Source organism: Spongisporangium articulatum (assembly GCF_044465595.1).
Classification (GTDB): domain Bacteria; phylum Actinomycetota; class Actinomycetes; order Actinomycetales; family Kineosporiaceae; genus Spongisporangium; species Spongisporangium articulatum.
Map to the genome: position 1 here is coordinate 58197 of NZ_JBITLV010000002.1, position 23608 is coordinate 81804.

General features: G+C 71.4%; 28 protein-coding genes, 1 other RNA gene and 1 pseudogene. 23 read left to right on the forward strand and 7 right to left on the reverse strand.

All coding sequences use genetic code 11. The features are described from left to right. Window positions 1-11 precede the first annotated feature (11 nt). The 4 genes and pseudogenes from ACIB24_RS06420 to ACIB24_RS06435 all read left to right on the forward strand — a co-directional run bounded on the left by ACIB24_RS06420 (window position 12) and on the right by ACIB24_RS06435 (window position 1459). Window positions 12-200, forward strand: a complete 189-nt coding sequence (locus ACIB24_RS06420) for a hypothetical protein (RefSeq protein ID WP_398276944.1) — start codon at window positions 12-14, stop codon at window positions 198-200. A 31-nt stretch (window positions 201-231) separates the two neighbouring features. Continuing rightward, window positions 232-585 (forward strand): annotated as a pseudogene (locus ACIB24_RS06425) (TadE/TadG family type IV pilus assembly protein); the annotation flags it as partial. Continuing rightward, a complete protein-coding gene (locus ACIB24_RS06430; protein ID WP_398276946.1) occupies window positions 582-1010 on the forward strand; it encodes a pilus assembly protein in 429 nt (142 codons plus the stop codon). The pseudogene ACIB24_RS06425 and the gene ACIB24_RS06430, both read left to right, overlap by 4 nt. Beyond that, window positions 1007-1459, forward strand: coding sequence for a pilus assembly protein TadG-related protein (locus tag ACIB24_RS06435; RefSeq protein ID WP_398276949.1), 453 nt, complete (start codon window positions 1007-1009; stop codon window positions 1457-1459). The genes ACIB24_RS06430 and ACIB24_RS06435 overlap by 4 nt, the downstream gene beginning before the upstream one ends. 23 nt (window positions 1460-1482) lie before the next feature. Here ACIB24_RS06435 and cdd read toward each other — a convergent pair whose 3' ends face one another. Beyond that, a complete protein-coding gene (gene cdd / locus ACIB24_RS06440; protein WP_398276952.1) occupies window positions 1483-1899 on the reverse strand; it encodes a cytidine deaminase in 417 nt (138 codons plus the stop codon). A gap of 59 nt (window positions 1900-1958) precedes the next feature. Next, the gene (locus ACIB24_RS06445) at window positions 1959-2231 is read right to left on the reverse strand and encodes a hypothetical protein (protein ID WP_398276955.1); all 273 of its coding nucleotides are present in this window, start codon (window positions 2229-2231) and stop codon (window positions 1959-1961) included. 464 nt (window positions 2232-2695) lie between these two features. On the opposite strand from ACIB24_RS06445, the gene prfB reads away from it, so the two are divergent. From prfB to ACIB24_RS06460, 3 genes are read left to right on the forward strand one after another with little or no spacing between them, the layout of a single operon-like run. Further along, complete coding sequence (gene prfB, locus ACIB24_RS06450) at window positions 2696-3814, forward strand: peptide chain release factor 2 (protein WP_398276958.1); 1119 nt, start codon at window positions 2696-2698, stop codon at window positions 3812-3814. 40 nt (window positions 3815-3854) lie between these two features. After that, window positions 3855-4907 carry an alpha/beta hydrolase gene (locus ACIB24_RS06455; protein ID WP_398276961.1) on the forward strand — a complete coding sequence of 351 codons (1053 nt, stop codon included), beginning with the start codon at window positions 3855-3857 and terminating at the stop codon, window positions 4905-4907. A gap of 44 nt (window positions 4908-4951) precedes the next feature. Beyond that, the gene (locus ACIB24_RS06460) at window positions 4952-5653 is read left to right on the forward strand and encodes an AIM24 family protein (protein ID WP_398276964.1); all 702 of its coding nucleotides are present in this window, start codon (window positions 4952-4954) and stop codon (window positions 5651-5653) included. A 17-nt stretch (window positions 5654-5670) separates the two neighbouring features. On the opposite strand, the gene ACIB24_RS06465 is transcribed toward ACIB24_RS06460, so the two are convergent. Next, complete coding sequence (locus tag ACIB24_RS06465; protein ID WP_398276967.1) at window positions 5671-6954, reverse strand: hypothetical protein; 1284 nt, start codon at window positions 6952-6954, stop codon at window positions 5671-5673. 188 nt (window positions 6955-7142) lie between these two features. Between ACIB24_RS06465 and ftsE the strand changes: the two genes are divergently transcribed. The 6 genes from ftsE (at window position 7143) to ssrA (ending at window position 13337) form a co-directional block, all read left to right on the forward strand. Beyond that, window positions 7143-7913, forward strand: a complete 771-nt coding sequence (gene ftsE / locus ACIB24_RS06470; protein ID WP_398276970.1) for a cell division ATP-binding protein FtsE — start codon at window positions 7143-7145, stop codon at window positions 7911-7913. Window positions 7914-7917: 4 nt separating this feature from the next. Next, window positions 7918-8832, forward strand: a complete 915-nt coding sequence (gene ftsX, locus ACIB24_RS06475) for a permease-like cell division protein FtsX (RefSeq protein ID WP_398276973.1) — start codon at window positions 7918-7920, stop codon at window positions 8830-8832. Window positions 8833-8884: 52 nt separating this feature from the next. Next, window positions 8885-10138 (forward strand): peptidoglycan DD-metalloendopeptidase family protein, encoded by a 1254-nt coding sequence (locus tag ACIB24_RS06480; protein ID WP_398276976.1) that lies wholly within the window; start codon window positions 8885-8887, stop codon window positions 10136-10138. Between the two features lie 156 nt (window positions 10139-10294). Then, entirely contained in the window at window positions 10295-10765 is a 471-nt protein-coding gene (gene smpB / locus ACIB24_RS06485; RefSeq protein ID WP_398276978.1) for an SsrA-binding protein SmpB, read from the forward strand. A 33-nt stretch (window positions 10766-10798) separates the two neighbouring features. Then, entirely contained in the window at window positions 10799-12733 is a 1935-nt protein-coding gene (locus tag ACIB24_RS06490; RefSeq protein WP_398276981.1) for a DUF2207 domain-containing protein, read from the forward strand. Window positions 12734-12963: 230 nt separating this feature from the next. After that, window positions 12964-13337, forward strand: a transfer-messenger RNA (tmRNA) gene (gene ssrA, locus ACIB24_RS06495). A 156-nt stretch (window positions 13338-13493) separates the two neighbouring features. On the opposite strand, the gene ACIB24_RS06500 is transcribed toward ssrA, so the two are convergent. Further along, a complete protein-coding gene (locus tag ACIB24_RS06500; RefSeq protein ID WP_398276984.1) occupies window positions 13494-13745 on the reverse strand; it encodes a Txe/YoeB family addiction module toxin in 252 nt (83 codons plus the stop codon). Continuing rightward, window positions 13742-13894 (reverse strand): type II toxin-antitoxin system Phd/YefM family antitoxin, encoded by a 153-nt coding sequence (locus tag ACIB24_RS06505; protein ID WP_398276987.1) that lies wholly within the window; start codon window positions 13892-13894, stop codon window positions 13742-13744. The genes ACIB24_RS06500 and ACIB24_RS06505 overlap by 4 nt, the downstream gene beginning before the upstream one ends. 30 nt (window positions 13895-13924) lie before the next feature. Here ACIB24_RS06505 and ACIB24_RS06510 point away from each other — a divergent pair, with 30 nt between their 5' ends. From ACIB24_RS06510 to ACIB24_RS06550, 9 genes are all read left to right on the forward strand, one after another. Further along, complete coding sequence (locus ACIB24_RS06510; protein ID WP_398276990.1) at window positions 13925-15568, forward strand: FAD-dependent oxidoreductase; 1644 nt, start codon at window positions 13925-13927, stop codon at window positions 15566-15568. A gap of 132 nt (window positions 15569-15700) precedes the next feature. Next, a complete protein-coding gene (locus ACIB24_RS06515) occupies window positions 15701-16186 on the forward strand; it encodes a hypothetical protein (protein ID WP_398276993.1) in 486 nt (161 codons plus the stop codon). A gap of 55 nt (window positions 16187-16241) precedes the next feature. Further along, window positions 16242-16679, forward strand: a complete 438-nt coding sequence (locus ACIB24_RS06520) for a methyltransferase family protein (protein WP_398276996.1) — start codon at window positions 16242-16244, stop codon at window positions 16677-16679. Between the two features lie 74 nt (window positions 16680-16753). After that, window positions 16754-17197 carry a VOC family protein gene (locus tag ACIB24_RS06525; RefSeq protein WP_398276999.1) on the forward strand — a complete coding sequence of 148 codons (444 nt, stop codon included), beginning with the start codon at window positions 16754-16756 and terminating at the stop codon, window positions 17195-17197. A gap of 198 nt (window positions 17198-17395) precedes the next feature. After that, window positions 17396-17932 (forward strand): pyridoxamine 5'-phosphate oxidase family protein, encoded by a 537-nt coding sequence (locus ACIB24_RS06530; RefSeq protein WP_398277002.1) that lies wholly within the window; start codon window positions 17396-17398, stop codon window positions 17930-17932. A 172-nt stretch (window positions 17933-18104) separates the two neighbouring features. Next, entirely contained in the window at window positions 18105-20051 is a 1947-nt protein-coding gene (locus tag ACIB24_RS06535; protein WP_398277005.1) for a glycosyltransferase family 2 protein, read from the forward strand. Then, the gene (locus ACIB24_RS06540; RefSeq protein WP_398277008.1) at window positions 20048-20485 is read left to right on the forward strand and encodes an STAS domain-containing protein; all 438 of its coding nucleotides are present in this window, start codon (window positions 20048-20050) and stop codon (window positions 20483-20485) included. Before ACIB24_RS06535 ends, ACIB24_RS06540 begins: the two co-directional genes overlap by 4 nt. Window positions 20486-20493: 8 nt before the next feature. Continuing rightward, the gene (locus ACIB24_RS06545) at window positions 20494-21738 is read left to right on the forward strand and encodes a glycoside hydrolase family 26 protein (RefSeq protein ID WP_398277011.1); all 1245 of its coding nucleotides are present in this window, start codon (window positions 20494-20496) and stop codon (window positions 21736-21738) included. A gap of 91 nt (window positions 21739-21829) precedes the next feature. Then, window positions 21830-22114, forward strand: a complete 285-nt coding sequence (locus tag ACIB24_RS06550) for a hypothetical protein (RefSeq protein ID WP_398277014.1) — start codon at window positions 21830-21832, stop codon at window positions 22112-22114. Here the strand turns inward: ACIB24_RS06550 and ACIB24_RS06555 are convergent. Further along, window positions 22075-22536 (reverse strand): GNAT family N-acetyltransferase, encoded by a 462-nt coding sequence (locus ACIB24_RS06555; RefSeq protein WP_398277017.1) that lies wholly within the window; start codon window positions 22534-22536, stop codon window positions 22075-22077. The two genes, ACIB24_RS06550 and ACIB24_RS06555, sit on opposite strands and share 40 nt — an antisense overlap. A 14-nt stretch (window positions 22537-22550) precedes the next feature. Next, on the reverse strand, window positions 22551-23171 hold the full coding sequence (locus ACIB24_RS06560; RefSeq protein ID WP_398277020.1) for a CG0192-related protein: 621 nt from the start codon (window positions 23169-23171) through the stop codon (window positions 22551-22553). A 179-nt stretch (window positions 23172-23350) separates the two neighbouring features. On the opposite strand from ACIB24_RS06560, the gene ACIB24_RS06565 reads away from it, so the two are divergent. Further along, window positions 23351-23503: a hypothetical protein gene (locus tag ACIB24_RS06565; RefSeq protein WP_398277023.1), complete on the forward strand. Its 153-nt coding sequence runs from the start codon at window positions 23351-23353 to the stop codon at window positions 23501-23503. Window positions 23504-23608: the final 105 nt, after the last annotated feature.

Consider the following 23608-nt stretch of genomic DNA (forward strand, 5'->3'; position numbering starts at 1 on the left):
CGAGGAGACACATGCTGACCTGGCTGCGCGAACGCCTGGCGGGCCGCTGGGCCGACCGTGGTGACCGGGGCGACGTGCCCGGTTGGGTGCTGGTCACCCTGATGACCGCGGGCCTGGTCCTCACCCTGTGGGCCGTGGCCGGCCCCCGCCTGGAGGGGGTGTTCAACGACGCGATCGACAGCGTGTCGACGGGCCCCTGAGAACGGTTGTCCCGACCGGGGTTCCGCCGTCGTCGACTTCGCCCTGGTCGGTGCCCTGCTGACCGTGCTGTTCGTCGGGCTCGTGCAGCTGGGGGTGGCGCTGCACGTGCGCAACGTGCTGACCGACTGCGCGGCCCGGGGCGCGGGGTACGGGGCCCTGGTCGACCGCTCGCCGGCCGACGGGGCGGCCCGCACCCGGGACCTGATCGCCGCCGAGCTCGGCCCCGGGTACGCGCGTGACGTGACGGCGCGACTGACCACGGTCGACGGCCTGCAGACCGTCGAGATCACCGTGCGCGCACCTTTGCCGGTGGCTGGGCTGCTCGGCACCGGGCACGCCCTGACCGTACGCGGGCACGCCCTGACCCAACCCGCCGTCGGATGAGACGCGATGACGCGGGCAACGCGGCGCTCGAATTCCTGACCCTCGGCGTCCTGCTGCTCGTACCCCTGCTCTACCTCGTGGTGACGGTGGGCCGGGTGCAGGCGGCGAGCATGGCCGCCGACGGAGCCGCCTCCCTCGGGGCCCGCGCGTTGAGCAGTGCGGACGACGAGCGCACGGGGCGGCGAGCGGCCGCCGGGGCGCTGGAACTCGGCCTGCGTGACCACGGGCTGACCGACGTCCGGCACGAGCTCGACGTCACCTGCTCCGCCGCAGCCTGTCTCACGCCCGGTGCCCGCGTGCAGGTGACGGTCACGCTTGAGGTGCCGCTGCCCGTCGTCCCGCAGTTCCTCGGCCCGCCCGCAGTGACGGTGCGCGCACACCAGACCGCCGTCGTCGACCAGTACCGGGCGGCGGGGGCCCGATGAGGCGGGGCGACGACGGGCAGACGGTGCCGTTGCTGATCGGCTACGTCCTCGTCGTCCTGCTGCTCGTGGTCGTCGTGGTCGACGTGACCGCCGTCCACCTGGCGCGGGGCCGGCTCTACGCCCTGGCCGACGCCGCGGCGCTCGATGCGTCGGATGCTCTGGACAGCCAGGGTTTCTACCGGCAGGGCTCGGTCGGAGAGGTGCTGCCGGTGACCGACGAGGGCGTCCGGGCCAGCGTGCGCACCTACCTGGAGCAGGCGGGCGTCGAGGACCTGACGTCGCTGCGGGACGTCGACGTCGGTGAACCGACGACGGGCGGCGCGGCCGGCGTGCAGGTGACGCTCACCGCGACGGCCCGGTTGCCGCTGGTCGACGCGATCGTGCGGCGTTGGGCCGACGGCGTCCCGCTGACCGCGACGTCGCACGCCCGGGCCGTCACCGGCGGCTGAACGCCCTCACGGACGGGTGCCGCTCAGTCCAGCCGGAAGCCGTTCGGCAGGAGCTCGGCGGCCGTGAACCGGGCCGGTTCGGCGGCGGGGCGGGCGATCAGCACCGGCAGGTCGGGGGCGAACTCCAGGAACCACTGCCGGCACGCGCCGCACGGGGTCAGACCCGCCAGCCCGGTGCCCGGCTGCGCGTCGATGCAGGCCACCGCCAACGCGACGAACTCGCGGTGCCCGCCGGCCACCGCGTGCGCGATGGCCACCCGCTCCGCACAGATGCCCAGGCCGTAGCTGGCGTTCTCCACGTTGGCGCCGGTCAGCGTGCCCTCGGGGGTGAGCAGGGCCGCGCCGACGCGGAAGTTCGAGTAGGGGGCGTAGGCGCCGAGGGCGGCCTCGCGGGCCTGCTCGACCAGGGCGGTCAGGGCGATCTCGTCGGGCGCGGTCACGGGACGACGGTACTCGGCGTCGTGCGCATCAACGATCGTTGATCCGCGCCTCGGGTGGCTCAGGGGTACCGGGCGGCGGCGATCGCCTCGACGGTCTGGGCCTCGTCGAAGTCCTCGGAGCCCTCGATGTGCGGGACGAACCCGACGAGGACGCCGTTGGCCATGATCTGGGCCTCCAGGCCGGCGGCGCCGTCCACGTCCCAGAGCGCCTCGCGGCCGTCGCCGAGCGGGATGCGGACGCCGAACCGGAAGGCGGCCGGGCGGGCGACCCGGGCCATCACGCCCCGGGTGCGCAGGGCCTCGACGACGCGCTCTGCCTCTTTCTCCTGCATGGGGAAGAGGGCACCAGCCGAACCTGGGAATTGGCTGCGAGGCTGGTGGAAGTTGGTGACCCAGCCGCGCGCCCCGGGTCGAGTCGGAATTCTGCAGAGCCCGGGAGTCTGTGCCCGAGGTGATTGGTGACCCAGCCGCGCGCCCCGGGTCGAGTCGGAATTCTGCAGAGCCCGGGAGTCTGTGCCCGAGGTGATTGGTGACCCAGCCGCGCGCCCCGGGTCGAGTCGGAACGCGCGGCCGGGAGTCTGTGGACTCCGCGGGCCTGGTGTCGCTGGGCCCTGCGTGCTGCCTGAATCCATAGTTACTCAGAGGTAACGTGATGGAAGGGCTATCTCGTGTGACCCACGTCACATTTGACCCAGCAAATCCAGTCTTGCAACTGTTGGTCACCATCGCGTTACGCACTGATGACTGCTGGGAGACACCTGACGGTCCGGACGGGTGCGCAAACCGCGTAACCTCCATGAACGTGGCGACCGACTTCCCGCACGAACTCCGTGAGCTCCGCACGACCCTCGAATCGATCCTCGAGGTGAGCGACCTGCCGACCCTGCGCAAGCAGATCGACGAGCTCTCCGAGAAGGCCGCCGCCCCCGACCTCTGGGACGACGTGGAGGCGGCCCAGGCCGTCACCAGCAAGCTGAGTCACCTGCAGAGCGAGCTCGACCGGCTGGAGAAGATGTCGGGTCGCGTCGACGACCTCGAGACGCTCGTCGAGCTGGCCCAGGAGGAGGACGACGCCGACACTCTCGCCGAGGCCGAGCAGGAGCTGACGTCGGTTCGCAAGGCACTCGGCGAGCTCGAGGTCCGCACGCTGCTGTCCGGCGACTACGACTCCCGCGAGGCCCTGATCACCATCCGCGCCGAGGCGGGCGGCGTCGACGCCGCCGACTTCGCCGAGATGCTGCTGCGGATGTACCTGCGCTGGGCCGAGCGTCACCAGTACAAGACCGAGGTCTACGACACCTCGTACGCGGAGGAGGCGGGCCTGAAGTCGGCGACCTTCCGCGTCGACGCGCCCTACGCCTACGGCACCCTCAGCGTCGAGCAGGGCACGCACCGCCTGGTCCGGATCAGCCCGTTCGACAACCAGGGCCGCCGGCAGACGAGCTTCGCCGGGGTCGAGGTGCTGCCGGTCGTGGCCGAGACCGACCACATCGAGATCCCGGAGAACGACATCCGGGTCGACGTCTACCGCTCCAGCGGCCCGGGCGGGCAGTCCGTCAACACCACCGACTCGGCGGTGCGGCTCACGCACATCCCGACCGGCATCGTCGTCACCTGCCAGAACGAGAAGTCGCAGCTGCAGAACAAGGCCAGCGCGCTGCGCGTCCTGCAGGCCAAGCTGCTGGAGCGGGCCCGGCAGGAGCGCCAGGCCGAGCTCGACGCGCTGAAGGGGGACGGCGGCAGCAGCTGGGGCAACCAGATGCGCTCCTACGTGCTGCACCCGTACCAGATGGTCAAGGACCTGCGGACCGAGTACGAGACCGGCAACACCACGGCGGTGTTTGACGGCGAGATCGACGACTTCCTGGAGTCGGGCATCCGCTGGCGCCGGACCACCGAGAAGGCCGCCGGCTGACGCCTGCGTGAAGCTCCGCTGAGCGAACGCTTACCCAGGCGTGTCCGCGCTGGGTAAGGTCGCAGCCGTGAAGCTGTCCCTGCCCGAGTGGCTCGTCGCGACCTTCCTCCGGCTGTGCCTGAAGCCGGTGCTCGGCCCGCCCTTCCCGATCGCCTTCCAGCGGTTCTGGATGGAGTTCTGCGCGCTGCTGAACCCGCCGCCGCTGGGCAACACCGTGCGTCGGGTGACGCTCGGCGGCGTGCCCGACGTGCTGGTCACCCCGGCCGGTGTCGAACCGGACGGCGAGGTCTCGGGCCCGCCCCCCGGCTCGACGAAGGGGCCCACCGGGCCGCGTCCCGTCGTCCTGTACCTGCACGGCGGCGCCTTCATCACCGGCTCGTACCGCAGCCATGCGGGGCTGGTCGGCTACCTCGCGCGCGGCCTGCGCGCGCCGGTGCACGCGATCGAGTACCGGCTCGGGCCCGAGCACACGTGGCCGGCCGGGCACGACGACGCCCTGGCCGCCTACCGGGCGCTGCTGGCCCGCGTTCCCGCCCACCGGCTGGTCGTCGCGGGCGACTCCGCGGGCGGCGTCATGGTCGCGGATCTGCTTCTGGCCCTGAGGGACTCGGGCGAACCGCAGCCGGCGGCCGCGGTCATGCTCTCGCCCGCCGTGGGCCTGGACGCCGAGCGCCGGCCGGGCGCCGGGGAGCGCGACACCGTCGTGCGCCGGGGCTGGATCGCCCAGGTGACCGCCGCGATGCAGCGCCCCACCGACGACCCGCACGAGGTGCTGCTCGGCCGCGATCTGACCGGGCTGGCGCCGATCCACCTGCAGTACTCGACCGAGGAACTGTTCGCCGACGAGTGCGCCGAGTTCGCCGCCCAGCTGCGGGCCGCCGCGCAGTCGGTGGGCTCGCCCGACCGCAACGAGGTGCGGGTCTTCGCGGGCCCGTTCCACGTGCTCGCGGTGCTGCCGGGCGTGCTGAAGCGTTCCCGGGCGGCGCTCGCGGAGGTCGTGCAGTTCGCCGCCGGCCGGGTGCATGCGGCCACGGCCGCGGCCGACGCCGCCCAGGAGTCGGCGCAGGCCGGGGGAACCGCGCAGGCCGGCTGATCGTCTGCTCGGGTGCGGCGCACGGTGCGCCCGGGGAGGAAAGCATGCGCAGCGCACTGTTCGACGCCGCCACCGCCGAGGTCAGCACCACCCAGCGGTGGGTGAAGCAGAACGACCGGATGGTCAAGGTGACGCTGGGCGGCGACGTCCTGGCGGTCAAGGGTGCGATGGTCGCCTACCAGGGCCAGGTCACGTTCAACCACGAGGGCTCGGGGTCGGTCGGGAAGTTCATCCGGCGGGCGCTGACCAGCGAGGACACCCCGCTGATGCGGGTCGCCGGTCAGGGTGAGGTGTTCTTCGCGCGGCTCGCGCAGGACGTCTTCTTCGTGCAGCTCGAGGGCGACGGGATGAGCATCGGGGGGCAGAACCTGCTCGCCTTCGACGCCGAGCTGGGCTGGGACGTGCACCGCGTGCAGGGGGCCGGGATCGTCGGCGGCGGGCTGTTCAACACCCTGGTTCAGGGGCACGGCACCGTGGCCATCACCTCCGACGGGCCGCCCGTGCTGCTCGACTGCTCACAGCAGCCGACGTTCGTCGACATCCAGGCCGCGGTGGCCTGGTCGGCGAGCCTGCAGCCGCAGATCGTCTCGAGCATGAACATGCGATCACTGCTGCGCGGCGGGTCGGGAGAATCGGTCCAGTACGCCTTCCACGGGCCGGGTTTCGTCGTCGTCCAGCCCAGCGAGGGGTTGCCGCCGGGCGCCGCGGCCGCGCCGGGCGGCGGGGGCGGCGGCCTGTTCGGCTGACCGTCGCGAACAGGGAATCAGGGCAGTGCGAAGCGGACCAGGCCCTGCTGCGGCTTGCCGCCGACGGACGGGAACTCGCCGCCGACCACGAGGTACTTCCCGTTGCCGGTGACCGTCCACGGCCCCTGGTTCTGGCCCGTGTAGCTGCCGGCGGCGAAGTCGGGCAGCCACTTCGGGAGCATCCGCGGGGCGGGCCGGCCGAAGAACGTGTTGTCCAGCGAGCTGAACCCGTTCGTGCCCGCGGTCGAGGCCGTGAACGCGACGCCGCGGTGGTAGTACCGCGGGGTGGTGGTCGGCTGGCTGAAACCGCCCGGGACGGAGGTGCAGTCGTGCGCGTGGCCGACCGTGTAGACGACGCCGCCGCTGGAGTAGGCGCCGTAGGTGTCACCGCGGCAGCCCGACACCCACAGCAGCTTCCCGTCGAGGTCCATCCGGGCGACGGACTCGAAGTTGCCGCCGCTGTCGTACGTCCAGCCGGTGGCGTACACGCTCTTGCTCGTCGCCACCAGGCTGCCGATCGCGGCCTGCCGGCCCGAATTGCGGACCACCCGGTTGGTGGGCCAGGCGCGCGACGTCCCGCTCCCGTCGTCCCGCACCGCCCCCAGGCCCGGCTGGGTCGTGCCGTTCAGCGTCGCGAACTTGCCCCCGATCACCACGGTGCCCTTCGACGGGATCAGCGCGAGCGCGTAGACCTGGGCGTCCGCGCGCGGTTTCCAGGCCCGGACGGCGCCGCTCGCCGTGGAGAACGCGGCCAGCCGCGCGCGGGCCTCGCCGCGCGCAGTGCTGAACAGCCCGCCGACGTAGACGGTGCTCTTCCCGACCGCGAGGGCGTTCACGCCGCCGTTCAGCGACCCCTTGAACGACGTGACGACGCCTCCGGTCTTCGCGCTCAGGGCGACGATCCGGTTGTGCGTGGCGCCGTTCGCCTCGGTGAAGTCGCCGCCGACGTAGATGCGCTTCCCGTCGGTGGACGCGGCGATGGCCCGGCCCTGCGCGTTCAGCCTCGGCTTCCACGCGGTGACGAGCTTGCCGGTGCTGATGCTGTAGGCGAGGAGGTTGGAGCGCGTCGTCTCGGAAGTCCCGGGGGCGGCGCCGGCCGGGCGGGCCCGGGTGAACGAGCCGGTGGCGTACACCGTGCCGCCGACCACCACCTGCGACCAGACGACGCCGTTGACCTGCACCGTGGCCAGCGGTTTGACGCTCGCGGTCTCGGGCCGGGTCGCCGCGCGGGACGACGGGGGCGCGGCGAGCAGGCTCGCCGCCAGGAGAGTGGTGGTCGCCACCGCCCGGATGCCACGCATGGAGATTGCTCCGATCCACGTCGATCGTCCCGTGCTCGAAAGCCTAGGGTCCCGCCACTCCACGGGCCGGCCATTCCGGGGCATCCCCAGGTTTCGTGCTTACACTCGGTCCGGCCGCAACCAGCCCGTAGTCAGCCCGCACGCAACACAAGTCCCTCCGTTCCCGAGGCGGCCGAGGTGTTTCCCCCGTGATCCGATTCGACGACGTCACCAAGGTCTACCCGGGCAGCAAGCGGCCCGCGCTGAGCAAGATCTCCCTGGAGATCGCCAAGGGTGAGTTCGTCTTCCTGGTGGGCGCCTCCGGGTCGGGGAAGTCGACCTTCCTGCGGCTCGTGCTCAAGGAGGAGAAGGCCACCCGCGGGGTGGTGCGCGTCGCGGGCAAGGACGTCGCCAAGCTCTCCAGCTGGAAGGTGCCGCACCTGCGCCGCACGATCGGCGTGGTGTTCCAGGACTTCCGGCTGCTGCCCAACAAGACCGTGTTCGAGAACGTGGCCTTCGCGCTGCAGGTGATCGGCAAGCCGCGGCACACCATCTCGCACACGGTGCCCGAGGTGCTGGACCTGGTCGGGCTGTCCGGCAAGGAGAAGCGGTTCCCGCACGAGCTGTCCGGTGGTGAGCAGCAGCGGGTGGCCATCGCCCGCGCGTTCGTCAACCGGCCGGCCATCCTGCTCGCCGACGAGCCGACCGGGAACCTCGACCCGACGACGAGTCTCGGCATCATGCGGCTGCTCGACCGGATCAACAAGACCGGCACCACGGTGGTCATGGCCACGCACGACGACGACATCGTCGACCAGATGCGCAAGCGCGTGGTCGAACTCACCGACGGCAGGAAGATCCGCGACGAGGACCGCGGCGGGTACGCGACCGGCGTCATCCCGCCGGTGCCCGGCCCCGGCACGGGTTCGCACCCGGTCCAGCCGACGGTGCCGACGGTGCCGCGCGGGCAGAGGGGCTGAAACCATGCGTCTGCAGTTCATTCTCGACGAGATCTCGGTCGCGCTGCGGCGCAACCTGGCGATGGCCATCTCGGTCGTCCTGGTCACCCTCGTGTCGCTGTTCCTGCTCGGTATGGGCTTCCTGGCCCAGCGCCAGGTGCAGGTGATGAAGACCTACTGGTACGACCGGGTCCAGGTCTCGATCTTCCTGTGCGGCACCGACTCCACGGCCGCCAGCTGTGCCGGGGGAGCGGCGTCCGAGGCCCAGAAGGACGAGATCCGCACCGACCTGGCGTCCCCGCAGCTGGCCCCCTACGTCGAGCGGGTCTACTTCGAGGACAAGCAGGAGGCGTACAAGCACTTCAAGGAGCAGCTGGGCGACAGCGTGCTGTCCGACAACGTGACGGCCGACCAGATGCCCGAGTCGTTCCGGGTGAAGCTGAAGAACCCGGAGCAGTACGAGATCGTCGCCCAGGTGTTCGCCGACCGGCCCGGTGTCGAGTCGGTGGAGGACCAGAACCAGATCCTGGACCGGCTTTTCGCGCTCCTGAACCGGTTGAAGCTGTACTCGTGGTGCCTGGCCGCGGTGACCCTGCTGTGCTCGGTGCTGCTGGTCTCGACGACCATCCGCCTGACGGCCTACACCCGCCGGCGCGAGACCGGCATCATGCGTCTGGTCGGGGCGTCGAACTTCTTCATCCAGCTGCCGTTCATCCTGGAGAGCATGATCGCGGCGGCGGTCGGGGCGTTGCTGGCCTCGGGGGCGCTCGTGGCGATCACGCACTTCGAGATCCAGGGCCGGTTGTCGCGCTCGTTGCGGTTCGTGAACTACGTGGGCACCGGCGATGCGGTGATGATCGTGCCCTGGCTGTTCCTCATCGGTTTGGGCATCGCCGGTGTGTCGTCCTTCCTCGCGCTGTCCCGATACCTGAAGGTGTAACCCTGCGGTTCATCTTGAGGGTGCTGCGGTGTCAGCTCGAGGGTGGTGTGTCATGTCCGGTGGTCGACGACTGGCGCGCGCCCGGGTCGCCGGAGTGTTGGTCGCCGGGCTGAGCCTCTCGCTCGTCGGCGGCCTGCTGGTCGCCCCCACGGCGCAGGCGGCCAGCACGTCCGACCTGAAGGCCAAGAAGAAGGCCCTCGACAAGAAGCTGGCCGGCATCCAGGAGGACCTGGAGGGCGCCAACAAGGACCTGGTCGCGGCCGCGCTCACGCTCGAGAAGGCCAAGTCGCAGCTCGCCGATGCCGAGGCGGAACTCAGCGCCGCGCAGGCCGCGCTGGCCACCGCCAAGAAGCGTGACGCGGAGATCGCGCAGCGCCTCGCCGTCGCCCAGGCCGCCGTGGCCAAGGCGCAACGCGACCTCGACGCCCGGGAGGCCGAGGAGTCCGACTCCCGGGCGGTGATCGGCACCATCGCCCGCGAGGCATACGTGAACTCGGGCATGAGCAGCCTGTCGATCGTGCTGAACGCGACCAGCCCGCAGCAGTTCGCCGACCAGATGAGTGCCGCCGGCACCGCCCTGCGCTCGCAGAACAGCACCGTCGACCGGCTCGAGGTCCAGCAGGCCGAGACCCGCGCCAAGCGGGCCAAGCTCGACGCGGCGGCCGACGTCGTCCAGGAGCTGAAGGTCCAGTCCGAGGCCGTGGTGGCCGTGCGGGAGGCCGCCGAGACGAAGGCCTCCGCCGCGCAGGCCGCCGTCGCGAAGATCGTCGCCACCCGGCAGTCGGCCGTGAACACGATCGCCCAGCGCAAGAAGGCCGAACAGAAGCGCCTCGCCGAGGTGACCAAGCAGCAGCACAAGATCACGAACCTGCTGCGGGCCAAGGCCGGCAAGGGCCCGGCCTACCTCGACGGCAACGGCAAGCTCTCCCACCCCGTGACCGCGCCCATCACGTCGGGCTACGGCCTGCGTTACCACCCGATCCTGCACTACTACCGGTTGCACGCCGGGACGGACTTCGGGGCCCCGTGCGGCACGCCGGTGCACGCCCCGGCCGCCGGGAGGATCGTCCGGGCCGGGTGGGTCGGCGGGTTCGGCAACCAGATCCTGATCGACCACGGCCGGGTCAACGGCAAGTCGCTGGCCAGCTCGGTCAACCACCTGAGCCGGATCACCAAGCACTCGGGGCACGTCAGCCGCGGTCAGCTGATCGGCTACTCCGGGACGACGGGCCTGTCCACCGGGTGCCACCTGCACTTCGAGGTCTACGTCAACGGGTCGACCGTCAACCCGATGAAGTGGCTCTGACCCGCCCTACCCCGGCGTGCCCACCCAAAGCACAGAGATTTACGTCTGACGGCTCGGATTTCTGTGCTTTGGCCCGGCACGCCGACCTAGGAAAAGGGGTGGCGCGCTCTCGCTAGACTGGTTCGTCTGTCCCGAACCAGGTGAAGGAGGTGCCGCATGCCCCGCGAACAGGGCCGCAAGGTCGTCGCGACCAACCGCAAGGCGCGGCACGACTACCTGATCGAGGACACGTTCGAGGCCGGCATCGTGCTCACCGGGACCGAGGTGAAGTCGCTGCGGGCCGGGCGGGCCAGCCTGGTCGACGGGTTCGCCAGCATCACCGACGAGGAGATGTGGCTGGAGAACGTCCACATCCCCGAGTACAGCCAGGGCACCTGGACGAACCACGCCGTCCGGCGCAAGCGGAAGCTGCTGCTGCACCGGGCCGAGATCCTCAAGATCTCCAACGCGGTGCTCGGCCAGGGCCTGACCATCGTCCCGCTGCAGCTGTACTTCAAGGACGGCCGGGCCAAGGTCGAGATCGCCGTCGCCCGCGGCAAGAAGCAGTACGACAAGCGCCACGCCCTGCGCGAACGGCAGGACCGGCGCGAGGCGGAACGCGCGATGTCCCACCGCACCAACCGCTGACCTCTGGAACTCGCCCCCTCTAGGCTGGCCGCCGTGTCGGTCACTGTCTCCCACCCGCCCCACAGTCCCCGGCGACGTCGCCGCCTGGCCGGGCTGGTCGTCGTCCCGCTGCTCGTGCTGGCGCCCGCCCTGTGGGCGCCGTCGGCGTCCGCGTCGAGCACCGAACCCACGGACAGCAGCACCGGTGGGTACATCGGCCCGGGCGACGAGGCGATCTCGAAGTACACGATGACGTTCGCGGCGAAGGCCGACGGCAGCATGCACGTCGTCGAGACCATCGACTACAACTTCGGTTCGCTCGAACGGCACGGCATCGAGCGGACGTTCGCGATCGAGTTCGAGGGCCCGGAGGGCGCCGAGGGGCAGCCGACCGTCCGCAGCTACCCGGTCTCGAACCTGGAGGTCACCAGCCCCACCGGCGCTCCGGTCGACCAGGAGCAGACGGTCAGCGGCGCCGAGGACACCTACCGGATCGGAGACGCGGACAAGACCGTCACCGGTCACCAGACCTACGTGCTCACCTACGACGTCGGCGGCGTCGTCAACACGTTCTCCGACCACGACGAGATCTACTGGAACGCGATCGGTTCCGAGTGGCGCGTGCCGATCGCGGCGGCGAAGGTGACGCTCACGGCGCCGGCGGCCGCCAACCGGGTCGACTGCTACCAGGGCTACTCGGGCAGTCACGAGAAGTGCTCGGGGCGGATCTCCGGCGACAAGGCCGTCTTCACGCTGGGCGAGAGCCTCGCGCCGTCCCAGGGCATGAGCATCATCGCCGGCTACCCGGCCGGGACGTTCCCGAACGCGAAGCCGATCCTGCGGGACAAGCAGACGCTCAAGCGCGCCTTCACCCTCAACGGATTCACGGGCGCCGGTTCGCTGGCCCTGTTCGGGCTGGTCGGCGGGGGAGCGCTGGCCATGGCCTCGCGGCGCGGGCGGGACGAGAAGTACCTCGCGGTGACCCCCGGCCTGGAGCCGGGGCTCGGGCAGGACACCTCGACGAAGCGGGTCGGGCTGTTCGGCCGCGACCCGGTCGCGGTCCAGTTCACCCCGCCGGACGACGTCCGCCCGGGTCAGGTGGGCACGCTCATCGACGAGGAGGCGAACGTCATCGACGTCACCGCCACGATCGTCGACCTGGCCGTGCGCGGGTTCCTGAAGATCGAGGAGATCGAGAAGAAGGGCTGGTTCGGCAAGCCCGACTGGAACCTGGTCATGGTGTGGCCGGCCCCGGCGGACGAGCTGCACACCTACGAGATGACCCTGCTGAAGGCCATCTTCGAGGGACGTAACGAGGTCAAGCTGTCGGAGCTGAAGCAGACCTTCCGCGCCGACCTGCAGAAGGTCCAGTCGCAGCTGTACGACGACGTGACCCTGCGCGGCTGGTTCCGCGGCAACCCGTCGTCCGTGCGCACCATGTGGGGCGTCTTCGGCGTGCTGGTGGTGCTGGCCGGCGGGGGGTTGACGTGGCTGTTGGCCACGACGACGAAGTTCGGGCTCCTCGGCCTCGCCGTCGCGCTCGGCGGGCTGGTGCTGCTGGCCATGGCCGGGCGGATGCCGGCCCGCACGGCCAAGGGGACGGCGGTCCTCGCCCAGGTGAAGGGGTTCCGGCAGTACCTGGAGACGGCCGAGGCGAACCAGATCCGGTTCGAGGAGGGGCAGGACATCTTCAGCCGGTACCTGCCCTACGCGATCGTCTTCGGCGTCGCCGACCGGTGGGCCGGGGTGTTCGACCAGCTGGCCCGCAGCGGCGCCCCGGTGGCCGAGCCGACCTGGTACTCCGGCGGGTCGTTCTCCCACGGGGCCTTCAACTACCTGGTGTTCTCGCAGGCCATGGACGGGTTCTCGACCACCACGTCGGGTTCGATCGCCGCGGCCACGCCCTCGTCGTCCGGCGGGTCCGGGTTCAGCGGCGGGGGCGGGTTCTCCGGCGGCGGAGGCGGCGGGGGTGGTGGCGGCTCCTGGTGAGGCCCCTGACCCACCAAGATCACCGGCTGTGGTCACGGATTCCGAGCGGGACTCGCAATCGGTGCACCGCAGCGGTGATCTTGTGCTCACCCGGACGACCGGGCGGGGGTCGGGACTCTCGCTGGTAGCCTGGAACAGCTGCCGGCGCTTCGGCGTTGTGCAGGACCTGGTGGTTGACAACTGAACATCGCATCAACTGGATGGACTCATTTGTCGCAATCCACCCTCCCGGGGGTGATTGGTCTCGACGCTGGTCGTCTTTCCAGGGGAAGCGGGCCGAGACAGACGACGTGATCTCGTAAATCCTCGTCGTAAACCAATAGTTGCCGATTCTTCGCGCAACGAGTTCGCCCTCGCCGCCTGAGGCAAGGCTCGAACTCCGTCAGCCCGGGCATGCCTTCGGCCCGGTCGCTGGCGTCGACTAGAAGGCCACTGCTCAACGACCCGGTCGCGGGGTCTGCGAGAACACTAAACAGCGACTGAGCCCGGCTCGGCGACCTGCCTGAGGGATCGCCGGGGCTGAGAAATGCCGTTTCAGGCTGCGCCCGGAGAAGCCCTGGTTCTACCCCGGCGGACGCGGGTTCGATTCCCGCCACCTCCACCAGAGACGCCCGAGGGGTGCCGACATGCTTTTCGTCGGCACCCCTCGGGCGTCTCTATTGCAGTGCCGTGGGAATCGGGAGGAGTTCGGGACGCCGTGAGGGACGGGCGGCGACCCGAAGGACGGCTCCCGCCACCTCCTCCCGGGATCCATCACCAGTCAGTAGTGATACCGCGCCTGGACGACGACGATCGTCTCGCCGTCCAGCTTGTAGACGAGTCGATGTTCGTCGCTGACTCGGCGTGACCAGTAGCCGGAGAAGTTGTGCGCCAGGCGTTCCGGCTTGCCGATGCCGACACCGGGGTCGCGGGAGGCTTCCCCGATCATCCGGTTGACGCGCTTCAGGATCGCGCGTTCGCCGGCCCAGGACGTGTAGTCCTCCCAACCGTCCGCCGTGAAGGCGACCTTCACGCGCCGTCGGGCCGCGGTTCGATCAGGGTTTCCGTACGGGTGTTCCCGGCCTCGGCCTCGGCGACGCTCCGGGCCAGACGCTCGGCGTTGGCGGGAGAGCGGAGCAAATAGGCCGTCTCCTGGATGGAGCGCCACTGCTCCGCGGACACCGCGGCCCGGGATGCGATAGTCCTCTGCCCATGAGCGACATCCCGGTGACCGACGAGCGGACGATCTACTCGTCCCGCCGCCGCGACGGTGAGGACGCCGCGGCCTGGCCGGTGCTGAGTGACCAGGCCATGGCTCTCCTGCGGGCCGCGGGGGAGGTGCTGGAGCCCGCCGCGGGTGAGGTGCTGTGGGAGGCGGGTGAGGAGTACGACCTGAACCTGGTCCTGACCGGTGGCGTCCTCCTCGTGGACCGGCGCGACGACCGGGTGGTGTTCGTCGTCGAGGCGGGCGACTTCGTCGGCGAACTGGGCATGCTGATGGGGCAGCGGGCGTTCCTGCCCGGGATCGCGGCAGAGGGAACGACGCTGCTGCGGGTCCGGGTCGCACAGCTGCAGCGCCTGGTGGAGGTCTCAGGAGAGCTGAGCGACGTCCTGCTGACGGCCCTGGACGCCCGTCGCGGCATGCTGAAGCGGATGGGTGAGGGCGGCCTCGTGCTCGCCGGTGACGACGACCGTGACCTGCACCGGCTCCAGGACTTCGCCGAACGCAACCAGCTGCCCTACCGCACGGTGCTGCGCACCGACGGGCCGGCCTGGGCGGAGCTGGGGCAGACGACGGCCCTGCCGGCAACGGGCACGGCCGTCGTCACCGGGGAGCGCCGGGTGCTGACGTCGCCCACGACGCGTGACCTCGCCTCCGCCCTCGGGATCGACCAGTGGGGTGTCGCCGACGGCGTCCGGTGCGACCTGCTCGTGGTCGGTGCCGGGCCGGCGGGTCTGGCGGCCGCCGTCTACGGCGCGTCCGAGGGGCTGGACGTGCTGGTGGTCGAGGACGTCGCCGTCGGGGGCCAGGCCGGCCGTTCCTCCCGGATCGAGAATTACCTCGGCTTCTACCGCGGGCTGTCGGGGGCGGAACTCGGCCGCGCGGCGATGCTGCAGGCCGTCAAGTTCGGGGCCCGGCTGGTGACGCCCCGGTCGGTCTCCGCGCTGGTCCCCGAGGCCGGCGGGTTCCGGGCCCGGCTCGACGACCAGGACGACGTCCTCGCCTCGGCAGTGATCGTCGCCAGCGGAGTCCGGTACCGGAGGCTGGACCTGCCCGGTCTCGCCGAGCTGGAGGGGCGCGGCGTGTACTACGCGGCCAGCCAGCTGGAGGCCCCCGTCGTCGCGGGCCGGGCCGCGGTCGTGGTCGGCGGGGCCAACTCCGCCGGTCAGGCGGCCCTGTTCCTGGCCCGCTACGCCGGCCACGTGCACGTCCTGATCCGGCGGGCGGACCTGGCCGAGACGATGTCCAACTACCTGACCCAGCGGCTGCTGCACCACGAGCGGATCACCGTGCACCCGCGGTCCGAGCTGAGCCGGGTCGAGGGTGCCGACCGCCTCGAAGCCGTGACCTGGCACGACCGCGCCCGCGGGCAGGACGTGACGATCGACGCGGCCGCCCTGTTCCTGATGATCGGGGCCGAGCCCGGGACGACCTGGCTCCAGGGGTCGGGCGTCGACCTCGACGGGAAGGGCTTCGTGGTCACGCACGACGGGTTCGCGACGTCCGTGCCCGGGATGTTCGCCGTCGGCGACGTGCGGGCGGGGTCGGTGAAACGGGTGGCCTCGGCGGTGGGCGAGGGTTCCGTCGCGATCTCGGCCGTACACACGTATCTGGCCGAAGCCGGCCATCACTGAAGGCGATTCGTAAGTCGACCGCTCCGGTCGGCAGTACCCCTCTGACGTGCCCGCCGGTCACGCTGGGCGGCCCGCGGGACCGGCTGCTGGCATGTGCCCCTGCTTGATCACCCGACATCATCAGGAGCACCGATGAAGCTTCCCCTGCCCCGCCGGGCCGCCGTGGCGATCACCGCCACGGCCACGGCCCTCATCACCGCCGTCGCAGTGGCCGCCCCGGCGTCCGCCTCGCCCTACCAGGAGTTGCTCTCACCCCTGCAGGGCTCGATCAAGCTCGACGGCGCGTGGTCCAACGCCATGCGGTACTACACGGAACCGGCTCTGACGTACGGGGACTCGCAGTCGGACATCACGCTCACCATCGACGACCGCGGCGGCTGGCAGTTCTCGGGCATGACGGTCAACAACAACTGGACCAAGCGACACCAGCAGACGAGCTGCACCATCATGGACCGCAACGGCAACACGGTGCTGTTCGCGCAGACGAGCGACTACGTCATCGGCGCGCGTTCGTCCAAGCGGTGGAACTGGGACCGTCAGTGGAGCCAGCGGGTCCGGGACAAGTTCTACGAGATCCGCTACACCAGCCGGGCCTTCTGCCTGCTCGACGTGAGCTGACCGGTCCGAGTGGTCCATGGTGCATGGTGGTGCCCTCGGCGAAGGGGGCACCACCATGCGTCGGACGACGGCCGCGATCGTCAGCGCCGTGTTCTTCGTGCTCGCGCCCGGGACCACGGCCGGGCTGGTGCCCTGGCTGATCACGCACTGGCGGCTGCCCGAGGTCGGCGCAGCCGGCCGCGCGCTCGAGGTGCTCGGCGCCGTCCTGGTGGTCGTCGGTCTGGTCCCGCTCGTGCACGCCTTCACCCGGTTCGTCGCTGCGGGCGGCACCCCGATGCCCGCCGCGCCCACGCACCACCTGGTCGTGACCGGCTTCCACCGCTACCTGCGCAACCCGATGTACGCCGGGGTGACGCTGGCGATCCTCGGGCAGGCCCTGATCTTCGGCAGCGTCGCGCTGGTGCTCTGGGCATCCGTGTTCTGGGCCACCACAGCGACCTTCGTGCTGCTGTACGAGGAGCCCACCCTGGCCGACCAGTTCGGCGACGAGTAAGAGACGTACCAGCGGCACGTGCCGCCGTGGTGGCCGCGGTTGCGCCCCTGGACGCCGTCGGACTAGATGGGGCCATGCCGCAGATCAAACGCTTCGACCACATCGGCGTCACCGTCCGCGATCTCGACGCCGTGACCGCCTTCTTCGTCTCGCTCGGGATGGAGGTCGAGGGGCGACAGTTCGTCGAGGGCGAGTTCCTCGACACGGTCTGCGGTCTCGAAGGGGCGCGCACCGAGATCGTCATGCTGAAGCCACCGGACGACGGCACGCGGCTCGAGCTCTCGAGTTTCGTCCGGCCCGACCCGCGGCCCGGGAACCCGCAGGCGCCCGCCAACGAACTCGGCCTGCGCAGCCTGGCCTTCGAGGTCGAGGATCTGCGGGCCACGGTCGAACACGCCGCCGCGCAGGGCTTTTCGCTGGTCGGTGGGATCGGCGAGTACGAGGACGTCTGGGCCATGGCCTACGTGCGCGGGCCGGAAGGCATCATCGTGGCCCTGGCGCAGCGGCTCGACGGCTGACGACCTGGAGGCCGTGCAGCAACTCGAGTTCCCGGCGAATCGGCGGCGGGCGCTGGGTAGGTCCAGGCCGCGGACTACCGCTGAGCGCCCACCATTCATCGACGAGTGAATCTCGGCTGCCATAACCATCCGAGATTCACTCGTCGACGAGTATCGGGCGGTGCATCAGTGTCGGTGGTCGGGTCTAGCGTCGGGCGCATGACCGAGAGCCCGGACGACGCCCCGCACCCACCCGGCCCCGCTCCCCGGGCCGACCGGCCCGTGTTCCCCGAGGGGTACGGCCTGCCCGAGACCACCGAGGGCCTGCTCACGTGGGGGGAGGTCGAGACCCGTCTGGTGGCCGCGCAGAGCTACTGGCTGGCGACCGTGCGCCCCGACGGCCGCCCCCACGTGGTGCCCCGCTGGGGCGTGTGGGTCGACGGGCGGTTCTGGTACGACGGGGCGCCCACCACGGTGCACGCGCGCAACCTGGCCGAGAACCCGGCCGTCACACTCCACCTGGAGGACGGCACCCAGGCGGTCATCGTCGAGGGCGAGTCGCACCCGGCCCGGGCCGACGCCGAGGGGCTGGGCGCCACGCTGTCGGCCGCCTTCGCGAAGTACCACGCCGCCGGGTACAGCCCGGCCGCCGACGCGTGGTCGGGGGAGGGCGGTGGCGGCCTGCGGGTGATCACGCCGCACCGGGCACTGGCCTGGTTCAGCTTCCCGACCGACGCGACGCGCTTCACCTTCTGAGTGATCAGGCCCTCACGGCCCGCGAATCACCGGTCGGGACCGGAAACCCCTGCGTAACAGGCCAGTACCTCGCCGCATGAGTTGCGCGACAATTCCCCTGATCACGACACGAGAGGCCACCTGCTTGCTTCAATGAGGGCCCAAGATCGTTTCAGGCGTAGGGAGACCAGTCGTGAGGGGCCCTCACCTCGTCGCTGTGCGCCTGCTCGGCGCCATCGTCGTGGCGTTCGGCCTGAGCTACCTCGGCTGGCGCTGGGTGAGCACCACGGACGGCTGGGTGAACTGGGCGATCGCCGTCCCGCTCGTCCTCGCCGAGACGTTCTCGTTCCTGGAGCTGATGCTCAGCGTGGTCGCGCTGTGGCACGCCCGGTTACGCCCGCCCCCACCGCCCGCGCGTCCCGGCCGGACGGTCGACGTGTTCATCACCACCGTCGACGAGCCGCTGGCCCTGGTCCTCAAGACGGCGATCGCCGCCCGGGACATGACGTACCCCCACACCACCTGGATCCTGGACGACGGCCGCCGGGCGGAACTGGCGGCCGCGGCCCGCCTGCTCGGCGTCGGCTACCTGTCCCGCGGTCCGGAATGGGACGGGCGCCCCCGCTTCGCCAAGGCGGGCAACGTCAACGACGCCCTGTCCCGCACCTCGGGTGAGCTGATCGCCATCCTGGACGCCGACCAGGTGCCCGAACCGTGGTTCCTCGACCGGGTGCTGGGCTATTTCGACGACGACGACATCGCCTTCGTCCAGACTCCGCAGAGCTTCTGGAACGTCCTGCCCTCCGACCCGCTCGGCAGCCAGGCCCAGATGTTCTACGGCCCCATCCAGCAGGGCAAGGACGGCTGGAACGCGTCGTTCTTCTGCGGCTCCAACGCCGTGCTGCGGCGCGAGGCGCTGATGGCCGTCGGCCTGTCCCGCTACGCCGGCGCGGCCCTGGGGCGTTCGCACGCCGCCCTGCGGGCGGGCCGGTCCCGGCTCGTCGCGCTGCGGCGAGCCACGGCCGACGCCCGCGTCTCGACGGCGCTGCAGCAGGCGACGGACGCACTGTCTCGGGCGCAACGCCGGTTGCGCGCGGGGGACGTGCTCGCGGAGGTCACGTACGAGCTGCGCACCGTGCTCGACGTCATCGCCTTCGAGAACTCTTCCCTGTCAGCGGAACTCGCACAGGAGTTGCGGGCCGTCGCGGCCGCGGCGGACATGGCGTGCACCGACATGGCGCTGGCCGTGCACCCGATGGACATCTCGTGCGTCACCGAGGACATGGCCACCGCGATGCACCTGCACGCGATGGGCTGGAGCAGCGCCTACCACCACGAGGTGATCGTGCACGGCCTGGCCCCGGAGGACGTGAAGACGGCGCTCGCACAGCGGAGGCGCTGGGCGGCGGGCACACTGCAGATCTTCTTCGCCGACAACCCCCTGTTCGTGCGGGGTCTCAGCTTCGCGCAGCGCCTGATGTACCTGTGCACGACCCTCGGCTACCTCTCCGGGTTCGCCACCCTGGTCTATCTCGCGGCCCCCGTGCTCCTCCTCGGCTTCGGAATCTTCCCGGTGCGCAACGACCCGCTGATGTTCGTCGCGCTGTTCGTCCCGTTCTTCCTCGCCGCGCAGGTCTTCGGCGCCGTGGTCGGGTGGGGCGTGCCGGGCAAGTGGCGCACCCGTCAGCTGTGCTTCGCCCTGTTCCCGACCTGGATCGCCGCCACCTTCTCCGCGGCCAACGCCACCTACCTCGGGCGCCGGTTGAGCTTCACCGTGACCGCGAAGGTCCGGCAGTCCGACGGGTCGGGCTTCCGCCTGCTGCTGCCGCAGCTGGTGGCCATGGCGGTGCTGGTCGTCGCCTCGGCCGTCGGCATCGTGCGCGCGGCCCAGGACCACAGCTATCTGCCGGCTACCGCCCTGTCGCTGATCTGGGTCGTGTTCGACCTGTGCCTGTTGGGCGTCGTACTCCGCATGGGCCGCTACCGCGGCTCCGGCCCGTCGGTCGTCGACCCCCTGCCGGCACCTCCGGAACTGGCCTGGGTCCTCGACCGGGTCACCGCCACGTTGCCGACCCGGCCGCTGCCCCTGCGCGAGATCGTCGTCCCGGAGCCGGCCCTGCCCGCCGCGGGGCTGCCGTGAGTGGGTCGCCCGGCCCCTCGGCCCGCCGACCGCCGCTGTGCGACCTCGTGGTCGAGGGCCGCCTCGACCAGGAGGTGGCCCTGCAGATGCGTGAGTACGTCCTGGAGGTGCTGCAGAAGCGGCCCGTGATCGTCCTGATCGACGTCTCGGCGGTGCACCAGGTGACCGCCTCGGGGGTGGCCGGGCTCCTGGAACTGCTGCGCCTGACCCGCGACCGGGGCGGGGACGTACGGCTGCACGGTCACTCGCAGGCCGTCGTCGCCGCGCACGCCGCCACCCGCCTGGCGCTGGTGAGTCCGGTCTACGCGAGCCGGGAGCTCGCCGCACTGGCCGGGCAGCGGACCACCACCACCGTCGTGAGCTGGCCCGGCCGCGCCGCGGCCGGCTCGGGCCGGGTGCGCTGGTCGCCGCGTCTCGGCCCCGGAACGCGATGAGGGGCCCCGTGCGCGAGGTGTCGCACGGCCCGGTCCGACCAGACGACGTCCCGCTGTTCGTCGGGCACCCACGGCGTTCCCGGCGCCGGCCCCGGCTGCTCGTCCCGCTGCTGTCGATGGCGCTGCTCGCGGGCGCCGTGGCGGTCGCGAACGTGAAGCTGCTGCCCGCCTACCTCGCCGGCCGGCAGTGCCGGGTGGACGACCTGCGCGGGGTCGTGCCGGCCGACGGCGCCCTGGTGGGGGTCGACCTCGACTGGAAGCACAGCACCCTGGCCCGGCACCGGCAGGCGCTCGGGCACGCACCGGCCGTCGCCGTGGAGTTCGCGAGCGTCCCGATACCGGACGGCGACCGGGCGAGGATCGACAGCGCGGCGGCGCAGGTGCGGCGCAACGGTGGGGTGCTTCTGCTGACCCTGGAACCCGGGGGCGGGCTCGACACCATGACCGATCCCGTGATCGCGCAGCTCGTCCGCGAACTGGCGCAGCTCAACCGTCGCGGCGTCCCCGTGGTGCTGCGGTTCGCCCACGAGATGAACGGTTCCTGGTACGCCTGGGGCCAGCAGCCCCGCCGCTACGTCCAGGTCTTCCGGCGGGTGGCCCAGGCCGTCCACGCGCAGGCCCCGGGGACCGCGATGATGTGGGCGCCCAGTTACGGCGGGGGCTATCCCTTCCGCAGCACCTACACGCCGAAGCGCGGCACCCGGGACTACCGGGACCTGGACACGAACGGCGACGGCCGGCTCACCATGGCCGACGACATGTACGCCCCCTTCTACCCCGGCGACGACGTCGTGGACTGGGTCGGTCTGTCGGCCTACCACTGGGGCAACCGCTACCCGTGGGGCGAGAACGAGGTTCCCGAACCCGGCCGGTTCGCCGCGATGCTCAGCGGCACGTACCAGGGGTCGATCGGCGACGAGCGGAAGGTCCCCGACTTCTACCGCGTCTACGGCGTCGTTCACGGCAAGCCGGTGGGCATCCCCGAGACCGCCGCCTTCTACGCCCCGGGCCGCTCCGGCGCCTCGGAGTCGGCGATCAAGCGGGCGTGGTGGCGGCAGGTGTTCTCCGGGCAGGTCCACCAGCGGTACCCGCAGGTGAAGATGATCAACTGGTTCGAGATCCGCAAGTACGAGACCGAGGTCGACGAGGTCGTCGACTGGCGGTTCGACGCCTCACCCGCCCTGGCGGCGTCCTTCCGGGCCGACCTTCCCGGCTGGGCCCGCTACGCCGATGCCGTGAAGGCCTGCGACTGAGGTAACGATCGGGTCGCACATGCTCAGGCTCGTGCCGTCGCCGCCCGAGGAGTCGTGCATACCCTTTCGGCGCGATCGCAGGCGGTGCTCGATGCGAATGGTCCACGAGCGGATCACCCGGCCCATCATCCGACGCAGCAGCAAGGGAGAGCTGACCTTCGAGGTCCTCGCCCTGGCCGCGCTGGCCTGCCTCGGCGTCGGTGCGGCGCTCAGACCCGGCCCGGTCGTCTCGATCGGAGCCGTCGCGGTGCTGGCCCTCGCGGTCGCCGGAGCGGTCATGGTCGCCACCGCGCGCTCGGCCCGCTCGTGGAACCTCGACCAGCACGAGGACGTCGTTCAGGCGGACAGCCTCTTCACGAACCAGCGCTCCGCGTAGGGCTCGTCGTCGAACGGTTCGACCTCGACGTACCCGGAGTTCAGGTACATCGAGATCGCCTCCGGCAGAGCGCTGTTGGTCTCCAGGCCGACCCGGTCGTAGCCCGCGGCGGCGGCCTCGGCCTCCAGCGCGTTCAGCAGGGTCCGCCCTACTCCGCGCCCCCGCACGGTCGGGTCGACCCACATCCGCTTCACCTTGGCCAGCCCGGCCTTGAACAGCAGCGCCCCGCAGGCCACGGCGGGCCCGTCCAGCCGGGCGAGCAGCAACAGGCCCAGCGGCGGGCGCATGGCGTCGTCGTCCACGCCCTGCCGGGTTGGGTCGAACCCGGCGTCGAACCGCACGGCGAGCTCCGCGTAGTACGTGCTCAGGCAGCGGCGGGCGTCGTCGTCGGCGGGGTCGACCCGCGCGACCTCGACGCCCACGTCAGACGGCCACGTCAGCCGAGCGAGGCGCCGGCCAGGACGACCGCGCCGACCTCGGGCGCGTTGACCACCAGGGTGTACGGGCTGTCGACCTCGGCCGTGACCACGCGCGCGACCTGCAGTTCCAGGGCGCCGGAGCGGACGACGGTCACCCCGCCGCGCTGCTCGACGCCCACCGCACCGACGGCCGGGACCTCCGTGCCGGCCGACCCGCTGCCCTTCGCGGTCGCGGTCGAGCCGAAGGCCTGCAACTGCCCGTCGACCTCGGCGTACTGCTCGGCCTCCTCACCGCCGGTGAGGATCGCCGTGGCCGCCGCCGCCACGTAGACGGGGTCACCCACGCCGTCGTACACCCAGCGCCGGCCGAGCTCCGAGTGCTCCATGAGCCCGACCAGGAACGCCTCGGCCCCCTCGAGCGGTGCGCCGCGGTAGGTCAGCGGGACGTGCAGCACGTGGTCGGACGTCTGCAGCAGGAACGTCTCGACGCCGACCTCACCGGCCGGGTCGTCGAACCGGTACGTCGCCAGTTTCCGCAGACCGGCCCCGTTCCCCGCCCAGGCCTGCTGCGGGAGCCATCCGGCCAGCAGTTCGAGCTTGCTCGGGGTCAGCGTCGCGTGCTGATGGATCAGCGCCATGCCCCGACCCTAGCCCGCGCCGCCCCGGCTGGGACCTCTCCGCCGACCGCGGATCCGCGGGCCGGTCCTGCGCCGCACGTGCGTGACGCTCCGCCCGCCCCGACGCGCGGTCCGCTGCGGGATCGCGGACCCCGGTCGGACCGGGACCCACCCCCGCGGCCGGCCGGTCGGTCGGCCGCGTGCCGGGCGGCGTGCTGGGCTGCGCGCTCGGTCGGATGTTGGGCCGGGTGCCGGTCGTCGCCCGGACGCCGGTCGTCGCACGGACGCCGGACGCCGGGACGCCGGTGGTCGCCTTCGACGGGTGCGTGGCCTCGGGCGTGACCGATGGTTGAGACGCCGGGGAGTCCAGCACCGGGATCATCTGCGGCACCGGCACCACTCCGGTGGCCCCGGCGGCGGCGACGCCGGTCGCGGTCACGGCGGCGGCCAGGGCCACC

Bases quoted from the DNA above. Each gene is read 5' to 3' on its own strand.
- ACIB24_RS06420 (WP_398276944.1), top strand. From the start codon at position 12: ATGCTGACCTGGCTGCGCGAACGCCTGGCGGGCCGCTGGGCCGACCGT.
- ACIB24_RS06430 (WP_398276946.1), top strand. From the start codon at position 582: ATGAGACGCGATGACGCGGGCAACGCGGCGCTCGAATTCCTGACCCTC.
- ACIB24_RS06435 (WP_398276949.1), top strand. From the start codon at position 1,007: ATGAGGCGGGGCGACGACGGGCAGACGGTGCCGTTGCTGATCGGCTAC.
- ACIB24_RS06445 (WP_398276955.1), bottom strand. From the start codon at position 2,231: ATGCAGGAGAAAGAGGCAGAGCGCGTCGTCGAGGCCCTGCGCACCCGG.
- prfB (WP_398276958.1), top strand. From the start codon at position 2,696: ATGAACGTGGCGACCGACTTCCCGCACGAACTCCGTGAGCTCCGCACG.
- ACIB24_RS06460 (WP_398276964.1), top strand. From the start codon at position 4,952: ATGCGCAGCGCACTGTTCGACGCCGCCACCGCCGAGGTCAGCACCACC.
- ACIB24_RS06465 (WP_398276967.1), bottom strand. From the start codon at position 6,954: ATGCGTGGCATCCGGGCGGTGGCGACCACCACTCTCCTGGCGGCGAGC.
- ftsX (WP_398276973.1), top strand. From the start codon at position 7,918: ATGCGTCTGCAGTTCATTCTCGACGAGATCTCGGTCGCGCTGCGGCGC.
- ACIB24_RS06480 (WP_398276976.1), top strand. From the start codon at position 8,885: ATGTCCGGTGGTCGACGACTGGCGCGCGCCCGGGTCGCCGGAGTGTTG.
- smpB (WP_398276978.1), top strand. From the start codon at position 10,295: ATGCCCCGCGAACAGGGCCGCAAGGTCGTCGCGACCAACCGCAAGGCG.
- ACIB24_RS06510 (WP_398276990.1), top strand. From the start codon at position 13,925: ATGAGCGACATCCCGGTGACCGACGAGCGGACGATCTACTCGTCCCGC.
- ACIB24_RS06515 (WP_398276993.1), top strand. From the start codon at position 15,701: ATGAAGCTTCCCCTGCCCCGCCGGGCCGCCGTGGCGATCACCGCCACG.
- ACIB24_RS06520 (WP_398276996.1), top strand. From the start codon at position 16,242: ATGCGTCGGACGACGGCCGCGATCGTCAGCGCCGTGTTCTTCGTGCTC.
- ACIB24_RS06525 (WP_398276999.1), top strand. From the start codon at position 16,754: ATGCCGCAGATCAAACGCTTCGACCACATCGGCGTCACCGTCCGCGAT.
- ACIB24_RS06530 (WP_398277002.1), top strand. From the start codon at position 17,396: ATGACCGAGAGCCCGGACGACGCCCCGCACCCACCCGGCCCCGCTCCC.
- ACIB24_RS06550 (WP_398277014.1), top strand. From the start codon at position 21,830: ATGCGAATGGTCCACGAGCGGATCACCCGGCCCATCATCCGACGCAGC.
- ACIB24_RS06560 (WP_398277020.1), bottom strand. From the start codon at position 23,171: ATGGCGCTGATCCATCAGCACGCGACGCTGACCCCGAGCAAGCTCGAA.